Origin of the sequence: Bradyrhizobium symbiodeficiens, from assembly GCF_002266465.3 — a bacterium.
In the GTDB taxonomy this organism is placed as follows: domain Bacteria; phylum Pseudomonadota; class Alphaproteobacteria; order Rhizobiales; family Xanthobacteraceae; genus Bradyrhizobium; species Bradyrhizobium symbiodeficiens.
The window spans coordinates 764,028-780,826 of sequence record NZ_CP029427.2; the positions used below are offsets into that span (position 1 = coordinate 764,028).

Consider the following 16,799-nt stretch of genomic DNA (forward strand, 5'->3'; position numbering starts at 1 on the left):
GGGACCTAAATCCCTTCCTCGTTGAACTTGCTTTCAACGAGCTCGGTGATCGCAGCGAGCGCGGCTGCTGCGTCGCTACCGGCGGCGGCCACGGTGATCGTGGTGCCCGGTCCGGCGGCAAGCATCATCAGGCCCATGATCGAGGTGCCGCCGACGGTCTCGCCGCCGCGCGTCACCCAGACCTGCGCATCGAAGCGCTCGACCGCCTGGACGAATTTCGCGGAGGCCCGCGCATGCAGGCCGCGCTTGTTGATGATCAGGAGGTCCTTGGAGATCGCGCCCGCGGGCACGCCTGTCCCCGCTTGTGGCGCCTCTTCGCTCATTTGCCGGCGAGCACGCGGCTGGCGATGGTGACGTATTTGCGGCCCGCTTCCTGGGCCATCGCGATCGCGTCGGGCAGCGGACGCTCTTCGCGGACCTTGGCAAGCTTCACCAGCATGGGCAGGTTGATGCCCGCGAGCACCTCGACCTTCGGCCGGCTCATGCAGGATATTGCGAGGTTCGACGGCGTGCCGCCGAACATGTCGGTGAGGATCGCAACGCCGTCGCCGGAATCGACGCGGTTAACCGCCTCGATGATGTCGCTTCGGCAGAGATCGGAATCATCTTCGGCGCCGATCGTGATCGCTTCGATTTGCTTTTGTGGGCCCATGACATGTTCAAGCGCTGCCTTGAACTCGTCGGCAAGGCGCCCGTGGGTCACAAGTACTAGACCAATCATCGGAAAACTCCTCGCGGGCGCTTTTGGTGCACCGCACGAACGCGCCACTTTGACCATCCAGAGCCCCCGCGCAAGGGGGGATGTTGCGTATCTCCCTGAATCTAGACGGATGGATGAGGGGAGCTGCGCCGGTCTAATCGGTCGCGATAGTGGGGTTCATATGGTTACCATTTCCCTTCAAACAATCGCCTCAAGGGTTAGTCGAAGGTTAACTCTTGGTAGTGGTCAACGCCGCGACAACCAGTGGGAGGGGCGGATAGTCGCGGCCAACCGGGATTCGCGGTAATTCGACACCGGAAATGCTGATTTTCAGGGATTTGACCGACGGCAGGCGCTCCGCGTCGGCGGCATCCAGATCGACCACGAGACCGACGGTCGCATGCTCCACAAAGTCGCAGCGGCGGATCCCGAGTCCCCGGATCTCGATCAGGCCGGCCAAGACCGGCGCGGGGCGGACCTTAATTTCATCGCCGACTGTCGCCAGATGGACACGGTCGTCCCCGACCAGAACGGCCGTTTCGATCACGCCCGAGCGTCCAGCCATGATTAAATCAAAGGCAAGGCGCGACTTGCCGGAGCCTGAGGGACCGCGGATCAGCACCGCCAGACCTCCGACCTTGACTGCGGAGGCGTGAACGCTGGGCGCTCCGTCGCTCATAGCGCCGGCAGCCGCACCACGAAGCGCGCGCCTGCGACCGTCGGCGCGCCCTCGTCATCCGGCGGGCCTGCGCGGTTCTCGGCCCAGATGCGCCCGCCATGGGCGTCGACGATCTGCTTGGAGATCGACAGGCCGAGGCCGGAGTTCTGGCCAAAACCCTGATGCGGACGATCGGTGTAGAAGCGCTCGAAGATGCGCTCCAGCGCGTCGTCGCGAATGCCGGGGCCGTCGTCGTCGACCACGATCTCGATCTCGCCGCGCGCGCGGCGGCAGGTGAGGCGCACCTTGCTGCCGGCTTCCGAGAACGACTGCGCGTTGGAGAGCAGGTTGGAGACCACTTGCCCGAGCCGTGAATCGTGGCCGGTCACGGCGAAGGCGTCGGTCGGGCTGCGGCCCTCGAAGCGGATCTCGACCGCGACGTCGTGGCCGAGCTTGGTTTCGTTGGCGACGGACACCAGCGTCGTCAGCAGGCGGCGCAAATCGACCGGGATCGCATCCTGGCGCTGCAATTCGGCATCGAGGCGGCTGGCATCGGAGATGTCGGAGATCAGGCGGTCGAGCCGCTTGACGTCGTGCTCGATCACCTCGAGCAGACGCGCGCGGCTGTTCTCGTTGCGCGCCAGCGGCAGCGTCTCGACCGCCGAGCGCAGCGAGGTCAACGGGTTCTTCAATTCGTGGGCGACGTCGGCGGCGAACATCTCGATCGCCTCGATGCGGCTGTAGAGCGCGCTGGTCATGTCGCGCAGGGCGCCGGAGAGATGGCCGATCTCGTCGCGGCGGCGGGTGAAATCGGGAATCTCGATGCGGGCCTTGATGCGGCGGCGGACGCTCTCGGCGCTGTCGGCGAGCCGGCGCACCGGCCCGGCGATCGTGCTCGCGAGCAGCAGCGACAGCATGATCATGACGGCGGCCGCGACGCCGCCGACCTTCAGGATGGCGAGGCGTTCGGCAGTGACCATCTGGTCGATGTCGTCGCCCTGGGTCGACAGCATCAGCGCGCCGTGGATCGCGCGCGAGCGCAGCACGGGGACCGCGACCGAGACGATCACCTCGCCGCGGGCATTGACCCGCACCATCGAGCGCTTCTGGCCCTGGAGCGCATCACTAACTTCGGCATAGCCGTTGCCGTTCTCGGGGCCGAGCTCGCGATAGAGCGGCAGGTCGCCGCGGTTCAGCCAGGTGCGCACCGCGACCATGCCGCGCTCGACGAAGCCGGGCTTCTCGGCCGGCGGCGGCAGGTCGAGGCGCAGCACGTTTTCGAGGTTGCGGCTGTCGAGCAGCAGGCTGCCGTTCGGATCGTAGATGCGGGCGCGCGTCTTGGTCGGCGAGATCAGCGTGCGCAGCACCGGCGCCACGCGCTCCGGATTGATCGGGAAGTCCAGCGGCGAATATTCGTCCGGGCCGCCATAGGTCTCGCCCGGCTTGAGGTCGAGCAGCCGGTCGGGATCGATGGTGATGGCGTTGGTCTGCACCGTGGCGGAGGCCGCGATCGCGCCGGCGATGATCTCGGCCTGCACCAAAAGGCTCTGCGCCCGCGCGTCGATCAGGCCGGCGCGGAATTGCGACAGATACAGGATGCTCGCCACCAGCGCGACGAGGCCGGCGAGGTTGAGCGAGACGATGCGGCGGGTCAGGCTGGAGAAGGACAGCGCGAAGAAGAATTGCCCGGCGCGCTTGAGCCAGTTCAGCGGTCGGAAGCCGTGCGGCTTGTCTTCGACGACGTGCTCAGAAACGCCGTCGGATGCGATATCCCCGGCGCTCTGGTTCTCATCAGGCTGCGTTCGGTCCAGCAATGCTTACGCCCGCGTTAGGACAGCTCGTGGCAATGGTCCCCGCATCCTAGAGCCATCCCGGTCGTGATGGAATCAGAACCGGCGATGCTCTCAATCGTTCGTGAAGGCGCCTCGCGCCCTCAGGCTTCCTTGAAGCGGTAGCCGACGCCGTAGAGCGTCTCGATCATCTCGAACTCGTTGTCGACCACCTTGAACTTCTTGCGCAGCCGCTTGATGTGGCTGTCGATGGTGCGGTCGTCGACATAGACCTGGTCGTCATAGGCGGCGTCCATCAGGGCGTTGCGGCTCTTCACCACGCCGGGCCGGGTCGCCAGCGCCTGCAGGATCAGGAATTCGGTGACGGTCAGCGTCACCGGCTCGTTCTTCCAGGTGCAGGTATGTCGTTCCGGATCCATGCGGAGCAGGCCGCGGTCGAGCGCCTTGGCGTCGTTCTCCTTGGGCGCGACGGTCGGATCCTTCGGCGCCGAGCGGCGCAGCACCGCCTTGACGCGCTCGACCAGGAGGCGCTGCGAGAACGGTTTGCGGATGAAATCGTCGGCGCCCATCTTGAGGCCGAACAGCTCGTCGATCTCCTCGTCCTTGGAGGTCAGGAAGATCACCGGCAGGTCGGACTTCTGCCTGAGGCGGCGCAGCGTCTCCATGCCGTCCATGCGCGGCATCTTGATGTCGAGGATGGCGAGATCGGGCTGGGTGGTGCGAAAACCGTCGAGCGCGGAAGCGCCGTCGGTGTAGGTCATGATGCGGTAGCCTTCGGCTTCCAGCGCGATCGAGACGGATGTGAGAATGTTGCGGTCGTCGTCGACCAAAGCGATTGTGGGCATGAGCCTCTGCTTTCTGCTGTCCGTTTGGGTCGTGGCTTAAAACGGCGAGCAATCCACTGATGCGCCGCATACATGGGTGCCGAATTGGCGTTCGAACCTTGTCACCGAGCAATGCAAGCTGGGCTGAAGTGTGACCAAGTTCCACGAAACACGGCAGATTCGCCGCATGTCGACCCATAACCAGGCCCCCGTTTACCCGAAAAAAGGCCTCCCTTGCAACCACCTGATCCGAGAAAGCCGATGCAACCGACTCCTGATTTCGACCCCGCAACGCTCGCCAAATCCCTGCTGAGGCGATCGCGGCAGGGGGCGCTGGCAACCCTTATGGCCGGCAGCGGCGACCCTTATTGTTCCCTGGTCAATCTGGCCAGCCATCCCGACGGCTCGCCCATCCTGCTGATCTCGGGCCTCGCCGTGCACACGAGGAACATCCTGGCCGATAGCAGGGTCTCGCTGATGCTGGACGAGCGGGCGGCGGGCGATCCGCTGGAGGGCGCCCGGATCATGCTGTCCGGCCGGGCGGAGCGGGCTGATGCCGACAAGGATTTGCTCCAGCGGCGGTATCTCAATGCGCATCCGTCGGCGGAAGGCTTTGTTTCGTTTAAGGATTTCTTCTTTTTCCGGATCCGCCCGACGGCAACCCATCTGGTCGCCGGCTTCGGCCGGATCGTCGACCTCGAGCCCGCGCAGTTTCTCACCGACCTCACCGGCGCCGAGGATCTGCTGGCGGCGGAGGAGGGGGCTGTCGCGCATATGAATGCCGATCATCGCGACGCCATGGGCCTCTATGCGACCAAGCTCCTTGGCGCTGCCGCGGGTGACTGGCGCTGTACCGGCTGCGATCCGGAAGGCCTCGACATGCAGGACGGCCAGACCGCGCTGCGGCTGGATTTCCCGGAGCGGGTCACTGACGGCACGTCGCTGCGCAAGATGCTGGTCCGTCTCGCCGGCGAAGCGCGCATGAAGGTGGACGACTAGGGCGTGTGCTCCTGAAATTGCGGTGGCACTGAGCGCGGAGCGGAAGTTTCTGGTGGGTCCGAGCATTACTGCTACCGACGTTGAACTCACTGCGGTCGAATGTCCGTTACCGGCGCTTCCGAACCTATGGACGGCGTCAGGGTAATGCCGGCTCCACTTTGCAGCCGCGCGAAGTCGACGAACGCCTTGAACGCGGCGGTCGGGTTGCGTCGGCTCGGATAGTAGAGGCTCAACGGCGCCAGAATGGGCGTCCAATCTTCAAGTACGGGCACAAGGCGGCCCGCCTCGATGTCGTCTCGCACGTCGGACTCCATAGCTAAAACCAGACCTACGGACGCGAGGACTGCGGTGCGCGCGAGACTCGCTTCGTCGAGGGTGATGGGGCCCTCAACGTCGATATGGACCGATTGTCCATCCTTCTCGAACGGCCAGCGGTAGATAGCACCATCGGGAAGCCGGACGCGGAGACAGGAATGCTCAGCGAGATCCTGGGGGATCAGGGGCGTCCCGTGCGCTTTCAAATAGCTCGGTGTGCCCACCACCACATTGCGCCGCGCGGCCCCCAATGGGAGTGCGATCATGTCGGCCGGCACAAAGTCTGAGCTACGGACGCCGAGGTCGAAGCCGCCCGCGACAATGTCCACCAGGCGACCCTCTGTGACGATGTCGATGTGGACCTGAGGATGCACGCGCAGAAACGGTAGGACGAGCGAAGTGAAGATCTCCCGCGCCGCTGTCGGAAAGGCGTTGATGCGCAACGTGCCTGAAGGGGTGGCCTGTTGGGAGCGCGCAACCTCCATCGCCTCATGAATGTCCTGCACGGCAGGAGCGACCTGCGCGACGAACCGTTGGCCTGCCTCCGTCAAGGAGACGCTTCGCGTCGTTCGGTTGAAGAGCCGCACGCCGAGCGTGCGTTCCAGCTTTCCCACCGCATTGCTGAGCGCGGTCGTCGAAACCCCGAGCTCAAGCGCAGCCGTGCGAAACTTGCCCCGGCGCGCGACCATGAGAACTGCGTCTAATTCCGTCAGGCCACTTTGCACGATTGTCCCGCCTTTCGTGATGAGACATCCAGAATTGTCCTGATTATCGCGCGATCTGTCTACCGCTATCTTCGGCTGGCAACCACACTTGCAGCCGCCGCGGCTGCGACCGGAGCAAACAGGACAAGAACAATGACGCTCGAACTTCCATCCCCGATTGCTGCGTATGTAGCTGCCAACGCCCGCCTGGACGTGGACGGCATGCTGGCACCCTTCGCCGCCGAGGCCGTCCTCCGCGATAACGGCGCCATTCTTCGGGGGGCCGCCGAAATCAGGTCGTTGCTTGAAGAAGCGGTGGTCGGGGCGAAGGCGATTTTCACGCCGGACACCGTCCGGCACGAGGACGGCCAGGTCGTCGTCGAAGGCCCTGGCCATGGCGACTTCAAGGGCAGCCCGATCCGCTTCACATACCGCTTCACCCTCGAAGACGACGCCATCAAGGCCCTGGAGATCACGGCATGACTATCAAAGCCGATCCGACCGAGTTCGCAGGAAAGCGAGTGCTCATCAGCGGGGGCACCAAGGGCTTGGGGCGTGCCACCGTCGACCGCTTCCTGGCTGGCGGCGCCCGGGTGATCACCTCCGCCCGCGGAGCCTTGGAACCCATCGATGGCGTTGAGTTCGTCCAGGCGGACCTGACGACGGCCGAGGGCGGCGAAGCCCTGGCCAAGGCGGCGCAAGAGCGTCTGGGGGGCGTCGACATCCTCGCCCACGTGCTCGGCGGCTCCACCACTCCGGGCGGCGGCTTCGTCGCCCTGACGGACGACCATTGGCTCTCCGAACTGAATCTGAACCTTCTGGCGACCGTTCGCCTCGACCGCCTGCTGATCCCTCAGATGATCGAACGGGGCTCGGGCGTGGTGGTGCACGTCACCTCCATCCAGTCGGTCCTGCCGCTTCCCGACGCGACCACCGCCTACGCCAGCGCCAAGGCCGCGCTTCGGACCTACAGCAAGTCCATCTCCAAGGAACTCGGTCCCAAGGGCGTGCGGGTCAACGTCGTCTCTCCCGGATGGATCATGACCGAGGGGACCGATGTCTTCCTGAAGCGTATTCAGGACTCTAACGGCGGCACGCTTGAGGACGCGCGCCAGCTCGTCCTGAAGGGCCTCGGCGGCATCGCCATTGGTCGTGGCGCCGAACCTTATGAAGTCGCCGACGTCATCGCCTACTTGGCCTCGGATCGCGCCGCCTCAATTCACGGCGCTGAGTTCGTTGTCGACGGCGGCACCGTACCGACTGTCTGATCAAAGGGACACGTTCACGCTTGGCCGAGCTGGCCTGGCGTGGACAACCGCATGCCATGGCCTGATTGTCTCAACCTCCGCTCTCCAGCTTCAGAGCGACTGTCCGCTTCTGGCCCATCAGCGACGTCAGGCGATGCCGGTTTTGTACCGCTGTTGAGGAGGTGCGGAGGCCCGAGAGCGCCCCAACCGGATTATGAGTACCCCCTGGAACGCCAGGTTTTGAACGTCACGACCCATCGCTGCGACCCAAGACGGAAGATATTGAGGCTCGCAGCGAGAGGATTCATGGCACGTCGTCGTTTGGCATTGGCCGCGGGTCTGGCACTCGCGATCACTACGTCGCTTGCCGCGCCTGGCCTTGCTCAGAAGGGCGATCTGTCAGCGCAGAGCGCGCGCATCAATGCGTTGCGGAGCGCCGGCAAATATTCGGAGGCGCTGCCGCTGGCACAGGCCATGGTGACCTCGCTCGAGAATACCAGCAACAACCGCGATCTTGCCGCCGCGCTCAACAATCTCGGGCAGATCAAAGCCGACCAGGGCCACGACGATCAGGCCGAGCCACTCTACAAGCGGGCCATTGCGTTGATGGAGAAGGGGACCGGTCAGGGTACCGTCGAGATCGCGCCGCTCCTGAACAATCTGGCGGCGCTCTATCAGCGGCAGAGCCGCTTCTCTGAAGCCGAGCCGCTGTTCAAGCGCGCGCTGGCCGTCAGCGAAAAGAGCCTGTCGCGCGAGCATCCCGATGTCGGTCGTGCTCTGAACAATCTCGCCACGCTCTACGTGAAGCAGGAGCATTTTGCCGAGGCCGAGCCGCTGTTTCAGCGTGCGCTCGCGATCTATCAGAAGGCCGCCGGGCCCGAGCATCCCGCGGTTGCCACCGTTCTCAACAACATCGGCCAGGTCGATCGCGACCTCAACCGCTACGCCGATGCCGAAGCGCCGATCAAGCGCTCGCTCGCGATCCGCGAAAAGGTGCTGGGGGTGGATCATCCCGACGTGGCGCGCTCGCTCAACAATCTCGCCGGGCTCTACGAGCACCAGCAGCGCTATGCCGAGGCCGAGCCGCTCTATCGCCGCGCCCTGTCGATCCGTGAACACGCGCTCGGACCCGATCACCCTGATGTGGCGACCTCGACGAACAATCTCGCATATTTCCTTCAGGTGTCGGGCCGCACCGCCGAGGCCTTGCCGTTTGCGCAGAAGACGCTTGCCACCAACCGCGCGCAGCTGCGCACCATGCTGCCGATTCTGTTCGCCGCGCGGCAGCAAACGCTGCTGGCGAACGACAAGGCGCTCGACGACGCGCTCGGTGCGATCCAGCGCGGCACGCAATCGTCCGCCGCCTCTGCCGTGAACAAGCTCGCGGTGCGATTGGCAGCCGGCAGCGACCGGCTCGCCGAGCTGGTGCGCCGGGATCAGGATCTCGCGGCCGAGGCCGAGGCGCTCGACAAGGCAATCATCACCGCGGTGTCGAAGCAGCCGGCGCAGCGCGACGTCGCGGCCGAGCAGCGCAGCCGCGCGCGGATTGCAACGATTGTGAACGAGCGCGCGGGCCTGCAGAAGACGCTCGCGCTGGAGTTTCCCGACTACGCCTCGCTCTCCAATCCGCTGCCGCTGGCGGTGAAGGACATCCAGCCGCTGCTGTCGGCCGACGAGGCGATGGTGATCTATTCCGTCGTCGACAAGCAGAGCTACGTCATCGCGATCACGCGCGACGGCGCCGACTGGAAGGAGATTCCGCTCGGCGCCGACGCGATGGCGCGGAAGGTGTCGGCGTTCCGCAGGGGGCTGGATGTCGGCAAGGCGCGCGATGCCTCCGGCAAATCGGGGCTGTTCGATCTCGCGCTCGCCAACGAGCTCTACGTCGCGCTGCTCGGCCCGGTCGAGGCCTTGACGAAGAACAAGCGCAGTCTGCTGGTCGTGCCGTCCGCGGCGCTGACCGCCCTGCCGTTTCATCTGCTGGTGACGGAGAGGCCGCAGGCTGCGATCCCGGACCGGCTCGAAGGTTATCGCGACGCCGCCTGGCTGCTGCGGCGTCAGGCCGTCTCGGTGCTGCCTTCGGTGATCAGCCTGAAATCCCTGCGCGCCTTCGCCCGCAGGGATCACGGCGTGAAGCCGATGACCGGCTTCGGCGATCCCGTCTTCAACCCCGCGGCCGAAGGACCCGCCGACCGTCGCGCCGCTGGCGGCAGGGTCGCGGCGCGCAGCATTGCGACGATTGCCTATACCGATTTCTGGCGCGGCGCCGGGGTCGATCGCGCGCGGCTTGCGCAGGCGCTGCCGCAACTGCCTGACACCGCCGACGAGCTGAATGCGGTGGCAAGAGACGTCGGTGCTGCTGATGCCGACATCCATCTCGGACGCGACGCCAGCGAAACGACGCTGAAGCGTGCAGCGCTTGCTCAATACGGCATCATCTACTTTGCCACCCATGGCCTCGTTGCCGGCGACGTCAAGGGACTGGGCGAGCCCTCGCTTGCGCTGTCGATTCCCGATCGGCCGTCGGAGCTCGACGACGGTCTTCTGACCGCAAGCGAGGTGGCCCAGCTCAAGCTCAACGCCGATTGGGTGGTGCTGTCGGCCTGCAACACCATCGCCGGCGACAAGCCCGGCGCCGAAGCGCTGTCGGGATTGGCGCGCTCGTTCTTCTACGCAGGAGCCCGCGCGCTGCTGGTCTCGCATTGGGCCGTGGATTCGGAAGCCGCCACCCGCCTCACCACAACGACTTTCGAGTTGCTCAAGAACGACCCGAAAATCGGTCGTGCCGAAGCCTTGCGCCGCGCGATGTTAACGTTTGTCGACGACACCTCGTCACCGCGCAACGCCTATCCCGCGATGTGGGGGCCGTTCGCGCTGATTGGCGAAGGCGAGGTACGATAAGCCGGCAGCCGGAATTGTGCGTCGCAAAAACCCTGATCAACGCCGAATTTCGTGTTTGGTTGCGCGATCATCCGTGATTTTTTGGTGCAGGTGCTCAAAGCTGACATGCGCGACGTTTGGCGCGGTCCTTGAATAAACCAAATCCTGCGGGATCGGCTTGGCAACACCAGCGTTCATCAGTATTAGGTCGTCCAACCGAGGCCGGTTGGCCTATAAATCACGGTGACCGCGATGGTGCCGAAGTTTTGGTCGCGCTGAATGTCGCGGGTTCTAGGAGGATTTTTCGTGCAAGAGACGGGCGTGCGCAACGGTGCCTTCGGCGCCGACAAATTCGGCTTAAAGAATCTCAAGCAGGTTCACTGGAACCTCGGTGCGCCGCAACTCTATCAATACTCGCTCGCTGCGGGTGAGGCGGTTCTGTCCGCTGACGGCGCGCTCTGCGCCGACACCGGCGAGTTCACCGGGCGCAGCCCGAAGGACAAGTTCACGGTGCGTGACGCCTCCACCGACAAGAAGATGTGGTGGGCCGGCAACCAGTCCATCACCGCAGAGCAGTTCGAGACGCTCTATCAGGACTTCCTCAAGCACGCCGAAGGCAAGAAGCTGTTCGCGCAGGATCTCTACGGCGGCGCCGACCCGGCCTACCGGATCAAGACGCGCGTCTTCACCGAACTCGCCTGGCACTCGCTGTTCATCCGCACGCTCCTGATCCGCCCCGAGGCGATCGAGCTGTCGACCTTCGTCCCGGAGCTCACCATCATCGACATGCCGAGCTTCCGCGCCGATCCCAAGCGCCACGGCTGCAAGTCGGAGAACGTCGTCGCGATCGATTTCGCCCGCAAGATCGTTCTGATCGGCGGGTCCTATTACGCCGGCGAAATGAAGAAGTCGGTCTTCACCACGCTCAACTATTATCTGCCCGAGCGCGGCGTGATGCCGATGCATTGCTCGGCCAATGTCGGCGCCAAGGGCGACGCGGCGATCTTCTTCGGCCTCTCCGGCACCGGCAAGACCACGCTGTCGGCCGATCCCAACCGCACGCTGATCGGCGACGACGAGCACGGCTGGGGCCCGAACGGCGTCTTCAACTTCGAAGGTGGCTGCTACGCCAAGTGCATCAAGCTATCGAAGGAAGCCGAGCCCGAGATCTACGCAGCGTCGACGCGCTTCGGCGCGGTGCTCGAGAATTGCGTGCTCGACGAGGATACCCGCGTGGTGGATTTCGACGACGGCTCCAAGACCGAGAACACGCGTTCGGCCTATCCGCTCGACTTCATCCCGAACGCCTCGCGCACCGGCCGCGCGCCGCAGCCGAAGAACGTGGTGATGCTCGCCGCCGACGCCTTCGGCGTGCTGCCGCCGATCGCAAAGCTCTCGCCGGCGCAGGCGATGTATCACTTCCTGTCCGGCTACACGGCCAAGGTCGCCGGCACCGAGCGCGGCTTGGGCTCCGAGCCGCAGCCGGAATTCTCGACCTGCTTCGGCTCGCCCTTCCTGCCGCTCGATCCCTCCGTCTACGGCAACATGCTGCGCGACCTCATCGCCCAGCACAACGTCGACTGCTGGCTGGTCAACACCGGCTGGACCGGCGGCAAGTACGGCACGGGCTCGCGCATGCCGATCAAGGTGACGCGCGCGCTGCTGACCGCCGCGCTCGACGGCTCGCTTCGCAACGTCGAATTCCGCACTGACAAATATTTCGGCTTCGCGGTCCCGACCGCGCTGCCCGGCGTGCCGTCCGAGATCCTCAACCCGGTCAACACCTGGAAGGACAAGGACGAATTCGACAAGACCGCCCGCGCGCTGGTCGGCATGTTCCAGAAGAACTTTGCCAAGTTCGAAGCCCAGGTCGACGCAGAGGTTCGCGCTGCTGCTCCGGACGTGAAGCTCGCGGCGGAGTAAGCTCTCCGCATTGTCTTCAATACAAAAGGGCGGCCGTGAGGCCGCCCTTTTTGTTTTCCTTCTCCCCTTGTGGGAGAAGGTGGCGCGAAGCGCCGGATGAGGGGTTCTATCCGCAAGTTCGAAGGAGAATGACGCGCGGAGAGAACCCCTCACCCGTCTCGCCGCTACGCGGCGAGCCACCCTCTCCCACAAGGGGAGAGGGGAAGAAAGAGCCTATGCCTTGAAATACGCGATCTGCGTCGTGGTCGCGAGCAGCCGGCCGTTCGGTGACCACAGCTCGGCGTTCTGATCGGCATAGCTCTTGTGCATGATCTTTGAATCCGCCGTCGCCAACACGCGCGTGATGTCCTCGGTCGCGAGCGCTTCGCTGTCGGTGTGGAAATACGTCGTCAGCGACACCGTGCCGAACGGCACCAGCTCGCGCCGCGCGTGGAAGATGCGGCCGAAGAAGGCGTCCGACATCGACATCAGCGACGGCATGTCGAGCTTGCGCGGCTCGCGATCGCTGATCCAGATCTTCGAATAGGTGCTGGCGAGCTCGGCCTGCGGCGGGCCGATCCGCATCTCGCCCTCGACGAAGCGGAATTCGTATTGGTTGGCCCAGGACGCCTTGATGTTCGGAAACGGCAGCGTCTCCTCGAACGGCTTTGCATCGGGATATTGCGCCACCCGGTGCTCCCAGGACGGCCGGCGCTCGGCGAACACGGCGGTGGCGAGCGTCGCGACCTCGCCGCCGCCCTGGCTGAGCTCGACGCTCCAGTGCTGGCTGGAGCGGTTGGCCTTCACCAGCCGCACGTCGAGATCGAATGGCCCCTTGGCGATCGGCGCGCAATAATTGACGGTGAGCGCGAGCGGATCGCCGGCGCGTTGCGGATGCTCGATCAGCGCGCGCAAGATCGTCGCGGCGGTGACGCCGCCGAACGGACCGACGAAGGCCCAGTAATCGTCGCTGGTGTGCCCCTGCCAGCTGGAGTCGCCGGCGGTGACGCGGGTGGCGTCGTCGAAGGGGTGGGGAAGCTTGGCGTGCATTGTCTGATCCGGCTTCCAATGACGGACGTCATATCACGCTCGACGCTGGTTTGCGCAATTACCTCGGGGGTAGCCGCTTCCACGCCGCGGAAAAATTAGCCGGCGGCGTCGCGGAGATTGGGCAGCAGCGGCGTGGTGGGGTTCACCGGCACGTTCCAGATCTCCTCGGCATATTCGCGGATGGTGCGGTCCGAGGAGAACCAGGCCATGCGCGCGACGTTGAGGATGGAGGCACGGGTCCAGGCGGGCGAGACCAGCCAGCGTGCATCGACGCTGCGCTGCGCCTCGTAATAGGAATCGAAATCGGCGCTGACCATGTAATGGTCGAGATAGCGCAGCGCGTGCGCGATCGACTCGAAACGTCCGGGATCGCCGGGCGAGAACTCGCCGGCGCCGATCGCGTTGATGGCGCGCTGCAGTTTCGGCGAGTTGCGGATCAGGTCGGAGGCGTCCAGCCCCTGCTTGCGCCGGATCATCACGTCGCCGGCTTCCATCCCGAAGATCGCGATGTTCTCCGCGCCGACATGGTCGCGAATCTCGATATTGGCGCCGTCGAGCGTGCCGATGGTGAGGGCGCCGTTCAGTGACAGCTTCATGTTGCCGGTGCCGGACGCCTCCATGCCGGCGGTCGAGATCTGCTCGGACAGGTCGGCCGCGGGAATGATCACTTCGGCGAGGCTGACATTGTAGTCCGGCAGGAATACGACCTTGAGCTTGCCGCCGATCGCGGGATCGTTGTTGACGACCTCCGCGACGTCGTTGATCAGCTTGATGATCAGCTTGGCATAGCGATAGCTCGCCGCCGCCTTGCCCGCGAAGATCTTCACCCGCGGCACCCAATTGCCGTTGGGATCGTCCTTGATCGCCTGGTACAGCGCGACGGTCTCGATGATGTTGAGAAGCTGGCGCTTGTATTCGTGGATGCGCTTGATCTGCACGTCGAACAGCGCGGTCGGGTCGACCTTGATGCCGAGCCGTTCGCCGATCAGGCGCGCCAGCGCGGTCTTGTTGTGAAGCTTGACGCTGCGGAACCTCTTCTGGAATTCGACGTCGCTGGCGCGCGCCTCGATCAGGCTGAGCTGGGTGGGATCGTCGAGCACGGCCTCGCCGCAGGTCTCGCGCAACAGATCGGTCAGCTTCGGGTTCGCCAGCATCAGCCAGCGGCGGAAGGTGATGCCGTTGGTCTTGTTGGTGATGCGGCCGGGATAGAGATGGTTGAGGTCGTGGAACACGGTCTCGCGCATCAGGTCCGAATGCATTGCCGAGACGCCGTTGATGCGGTGGGAGCCGACGAAGGCGAGCTGGCCCATGCGCACGCGGCGCCCGCTCTTCTCGTCGATCAGTGAAACCGAGGCGCGGAAGTCGATGTCGCCGGGGGCGCGCGCTTCGGCCAGCGCCAGATGCTGCACGTTGATGCGGTAGATGATCTCCAGGTGCCGCGGCAGCAGCCGCTCGAACAGCTCGACCGGCCAGGTCTCCAGCGCCTCGGGCAGCAGCGTGTGGTTGGTGTAGGAGAGCGTGGCGACCGTGACCTTCCAGGCCTCGTCCCAGCGGAAATTGTGCAAATCGACGAGGATGCGCATCAGCTCGGTGACGGCAAGGCTCGGATGGGTGTCGTTGAGCTGCACTGCGACCTTGCTCGACAGGCTGCGCAGCTGGCCGTCGGAGGCAAGGTGCCGCTTGATCAGATCCTGCAGCGAGGCCGAGACGAAGAAATATTCCTGGCGCAGGCGCAGCTCGCGGCCCGCCGGGCTCTCGTCATTCGGATAGAGGAATTTGCAGATCGCTTCCGCGCGCGACTGCTCGGCGGTGGCGCTGACATAGTCGCCCTTGTTGAAGGCATCCAGCTTCAACGGATCGGGCGAACGCGCCGACCACAGGCGGAGCGCGTTGACGTGCTGGCCGCGCCAGCCGACGATCGGCGTGTCATAGGCGATCGCCTGCACCGTCTCGGCTGGATGCCAGATCGCGCGGTCGCGGCCCTTTTCGTCGACATGCTCGACGCCGCCGCCGAAATTGATGTCGTAGATCACCTCGGGCCGCTGCAATTCCCAGGGATTGCCGAAGCTCAGCCATTCGTCCGGATATTCCTGCTGCCAGCCCTGATTGATGATCTGACGGAACAGGCCGTAATCATAGCGGATGCCATAGCCGATCGCTGGGATCGACAGCGTGGCCATGCTTTCCATGAAGCAGGCGGCAAGCCGCCCGAGGCCGCCATTGCCGAGCGCCGCATCCGGCTCGCATTTGCGCAGCTCCGGCAGCGAGACGCCGAGATCGCCGAGCGCGACCTCGAAGATCTTGAGCAGCCCCATGTTGTTGAGCGCGTCGGTGAAGAGACGGCCGATCAGGAATTCGAGCGAGAGATAATAGACGCGCTTGCGGCCCGCGTCGTAGCTGTGCTTCTCGGCCGTGAGCCAGCGATGCACGACACGGTCGCGCAGCGCCAGTGCCGCGGCCTGGTACCAGTCGTGCTTGGTCGCCATGCCCGCATCCTTGCCGATGGCAAGGCGCAGCTTCGCCAGGATCGTGCCCTTGATCTCGGCCAGCGCGAGTTCGTCGATCGGCTGGCCGGGGGCGGGAAAACTGGGCTGAAACGATTGATCTTGCAAAGCCGTCACTTCCTGGTCGAACACACCACTAAACTTTACGCGTCTTGCCCCTGCACCGGAACTGTCGCCGATGCGGCCTTGCACTGCGCTGGCGTAAATTTATGCAAGGAACGGGCCGATTTGGGAACCCGGGCGAGCACGGAGAAACCTGGATTCGGCGCTAGGTTGCCGATCAATTCGGCCATCAGTGTGGAGGAATGGTCTGTGAAACTGCTGAGCGGCTTCACGCTGCCTTGGCCTGCACCGCATCGCAAAATTCGGCGAGACGATCCGCAAGCCGCAGCGTTGCCGGGCTCGCATCCGGCGAGGCCATCAGCGCGACCTCGGTCTTGTTGATCGGCGCAAAACCGTCCTTCGCCGTCAGCACGCGGTGGTCGGACTGGATCGACATCTCCGACAGGATGCTCAGCCCCATGCCGGCGGCGACCGCGGCCTGGATGCCTGACAGGCTCGACGAGGAATAGGCCATGTGCCAGGCGCGGCCGACGCTTTCCAGCGCGTGGATCGCGCCGGCCCGGTAGAGGCAGCCGGCCGGGAAGCCGATCAGCGGCACCGACGCGGCGTGGACGTCGACCGGATGGCTCTTGCTGGTGACCCAGTGCACGCGCTCCGGCCACACCGCGATCGCGCCCTTCTCGCCGGCCGCACGCTTGAACAGCGCAAGGTCGAGCTCGCCGCGTTCGAGATCGCGCGCCAGATGCTTGCTCTGGTCGGCGCGCACGTCGAGCCGCAGGCCGGGATGCGAGCGCGAGAACGCGCCCAGTAATTTGGTCAGCCGGTACGCCGCGAAATCCTCGGGGATGCCGAGCCGGATCGCGCCTTCGCCATCCGGCTGGCGCAGCACGTCGCGCGCCTCCTCGGCCAGCGAGAGCAGACGCCGCGCATAAGACAGCAGCCGCTCGCCGGCCTCGGTCGGGCGCACGTTCTTGCCGTCGCGATGCAGCAACACCTGGCCGATATCGTCCTCCAGCCGCTTGATCTGCTGGCTGACGGTGGACTGCGTGCGGTGGACGCGCTCGCCGGCGCGGGTGAAGCCGCCGGCCTCGACCACCGAGACGAAGCTGCGCAGCAGCTCGAGATCGAGCATGGCGGCCTCCATTCGAAAATCAACTGATGAT

At 64.9% G+C, this 16,799-nt stretch carries 13 protein-coding genes and 1 pseudogene; 5 read left to right on the forward strand and 9 right to left on the reverse strand.

Features of this window, described 5'->3' with window-relative positions:
* Positions 1-5: 5 nt before the first annotated feature.
* The 5 genes and pseudogenes from CIT39_RS03520 to CIT39_RS03540 all read right to left on the reverse strand — a co-directional run bounded on the left by CIT39_RS03520 (position 6) and on the right by CIT39_RS03540 (position 3,993).
* Positions 6-323, reverse strand: a complete 318-nt coding sequence (locus tag CIT39_RS03520) for an HPr family phosphocarrier protein (RefSeq protein WP_094973366.1) — start codon at positions 321-323, stop codon at positions 6-8.
* Entirely contained in the window at positions 320-721 is a 402-nt protein-coding gene (locus CIT39_RS03525; RefSeq protein ID WP_007597752.1) for a PTS sugar transporter subunit IIA, read from the reverse strand. The genes CIT39_RS03520 and CIT39_RS03525 overlap by 4 nt, the downstream gene beginning before the upstream one ends.
* Positions 722-911: 190 nt before the next feature.
* Positions 912-1,379, reverse strand: a pseudogene (locus CIT39_RS03530) (HPr kinase/phosphorylase).
* The gene (locus CIT39_RS03535) at positions 1,376-3,172 is read right to left on the reverse strand and encodes a sensor histidine kinase (protein WP_162308327.1); all 1,797 of its coding nucleotides are present in this window, start codon (positions 3,170-3,172) and stop codon (positions 1,376-1,378) included. Before CIT39_RS03535 ends, CIT39_RS03530 begins: the two are co-directional and overlap by 4 nt.
* A 119-nt stretch (positions 3,173-3,291) precedes the next feature.
* Positions 3,292-3,993 carry a response regulator transcription factor gene (locus CIT39_RS03540; protein WP_008542552.1) on the reverse strand — a complete coding sequence of 234 codons (702 nt, stop codon included), beginning with the start codon at positions 3,991-3,993 and terminating at the stop codon, positions 3,292-3,294.
* A 240-nt stretch (positions 3,994-4,233) separates the two neighbouring features.
* Between CIT39_RS03540 and CIT39_RS03545 the strand changes: the two genes are divergently transcribed.
* Positions 4,234-4,971 (forward strand): HugZ family pyridoxamine 5'-phosphate oxidase, encoded by a 738-nt coding sequence (locus CIT39_RS03545; protein ID WP_094973364.1) that lies wholly within the window; start codon positions 4,234-4,236, stop codon positions 4,969-4,971.
* Positions 4,972-5,057: 86 nt separating this feature from the next.
* Here CIT39_RS03545 and CIT39_RS03550 read toward each other — a convergent pair whose 3' ends face one another.
* On the reverse strand, positions 5,058-6,014 hold the full coding sequence (locus tag CIT39_RS03550) for a LysR family transcriptional regulator (RefSeq protein ID WP_202975559.1): 957 nt from the start codon (positions 6,012-6,014) through the stop codon (positions 5,058-5,060).
* 129 nt (positions 6,015-6,143) lie between these two features.
* Here CIT39_RS03550 and CIT39_RS03555 point away from each other — a divergent pair, with 129 nt between their 5' ends.
* The 4 genes from CIT39_RS03555 (at position 6,144) to CIT39_RS03570 (ending at position 12,040) form a co-directional block, all read left to right on the forward strand.
* Complete coding sequence (locus CIT39_RS03555; protein WP_094973526.1) at positions 6,144-6,473, forward strand: nuclear transport factor 2 family protein; 330 nt, start codon at positions 6,144-6,146, stop codon at positions 6,471-6,473.
* The gene (locus CIT39_RS03560; RefSeq protein WP_094973363.1) at positions 6,470-7,258 is read left to right on the forward strand and encodes an SDR family oxidoreductase; all 789 of its coding nucleotides are present in this window, start codon (positions 6,470-6,472) and stop codon (positions 7,256-7,258) included. Before CIT39_RS03555 ends, CIT39_RS03560 begins: the two co-directional genes overlap by 4 nt.
* Before the next feature lie 285 nt (positions 7,259-7,543).
* On the forward strand, positions 7,544-10,138 hold the full coding sequence (locus tag CIT39_RS03565; RefSeq protein ID WP_094973362.1) for a CHAT domain-containing tetratricopeptide repeat protein: 2,595 nt from the start codon (positions 7,544-7,546) through the stop codon (positions 10,136-10,138).
* Positions 10,139-10,423: 285 nt separating this feature from the next.
* Positions 10,424-12,040, forward strand: a complete 1,617-nt coding sequence (locus CIT39_RS03570; RefSeq protein WP_094973361.1) for a phosphoenolpyruvate carboxykinase — start codon at positions 10,424-10,426, stop codon at positions 12,038-12,040.
* Between the two features lie 213 nt (positions 12,041-12,253).
* Here the strand turns inward: CIT39_RS03570 and CIT39_RS03575 are convergent, their stop codons facing one another.
* From CIT39_RS03575 to CIT39_RS03585, 3 genes are all read right to left on the reverse strand, one after another.
* Positions 12,254-13,069 (reverse strand): acyl-CoA thioesterase, encoded by an 816-nt coding sequence (locus CIT39_RS03575; protein WP_094973360.1) that lies wholly within the window; start codon positions 13,067-13,069, stop codon positions 12,254-12,256.
* A gap of 95 nt (positions 13,070-13,164) precedes the next feature.
* Positions 13,165-15,681, reverse strand: coding sequence for a glycogen/starch/alpha-glucan phosphorylase (locus tag CIT39_RS03580; protein ID WP_162308328.1), 2,517 nt, complete (start codon positions 15,679-15,681; stop codon positions 13,165-13,167).
* A gap of 223 nt (positions 15,682-15,904) precedes the next feature.
* Positions 15,905-16,768 (reverse strand): LysR family transcriptional regulator, encoded by an 864-nt coding sequence (locus tag CIT39_RS03585; protein ID WP_162307341.1) that lies wholly within the window; start codon positions 16,766-16,768, stop codon positions 15,905-15,907.
* Positions 16,769-16,799 lie beyond the last annotated feature (31 nt).

Bases quoted from the DNA above. Each gene is read 5' to 3' on its own strand.
- CIT39_RS03520 (WP_094973366.1), bottom strand. From the start codon at position 323: ATGAGCGAAGAGGCGCCACAAGCGGGGACAGGCGTGCCCGCGGGCGCG.
- CIT39_RS03525 (WP_007597752.1), bottom strand. From the start codon at position 721: ATGATTGGTCTAGTACTTGTGACCCACGGGCGCCTTGCCGACGAGTTC.
- CIT39_RS03540 (WP_008542552.1), bottom strand. From the start codon at position 3,993: ATGCCCACAATCGCTTTGGTCGACGACGACCGCAACATTCTCACATCC.
- CIT39_RS03545 (WP_094973364.1), top strand. From the start codon at position 4,234: ATGCAACCGACTCCTGATTTCGACCCCGCAACGCTCGCCAAATCCCTG.
- CIT39_RS03555 (WP_094973526.1), top strand. From the start codon at position 6,144: ATGACGCTCGAACTTCCATCCCCGATTGCTGCGTATGTAGCTGCCAAC.
- CIT39_RS03560 (WP_094973363.1), top strand. From the start codon at position 6,470: ATGACTATCAAAGCCGATCCGACCGAGTTCGCAGGAAAGCGAGTGCTC.
- CIT39_RS03565 (WP_094973362.1), top strand. From the start codon at position 7,544: ATGGCACGTCGTCGTTTGGCATTGGCCGCGGGTCTGGCACTCGCGATC.
- CIT39_RS03575 (WP_094973360.1), bottom strand. From the start codon at position 13,069: ATGCACGCCAAGCTTCCCCACCCCTTCGACGACGCCACCCGCGTCACC.
- CIT39_RS03585 (WP_162307341.1), bottom strand. From the start codon at position 16,768: ATGCTCGATCTCGAGCTGCTGCGCAGCTTCGTCTCGGTGGTCGAGGCC.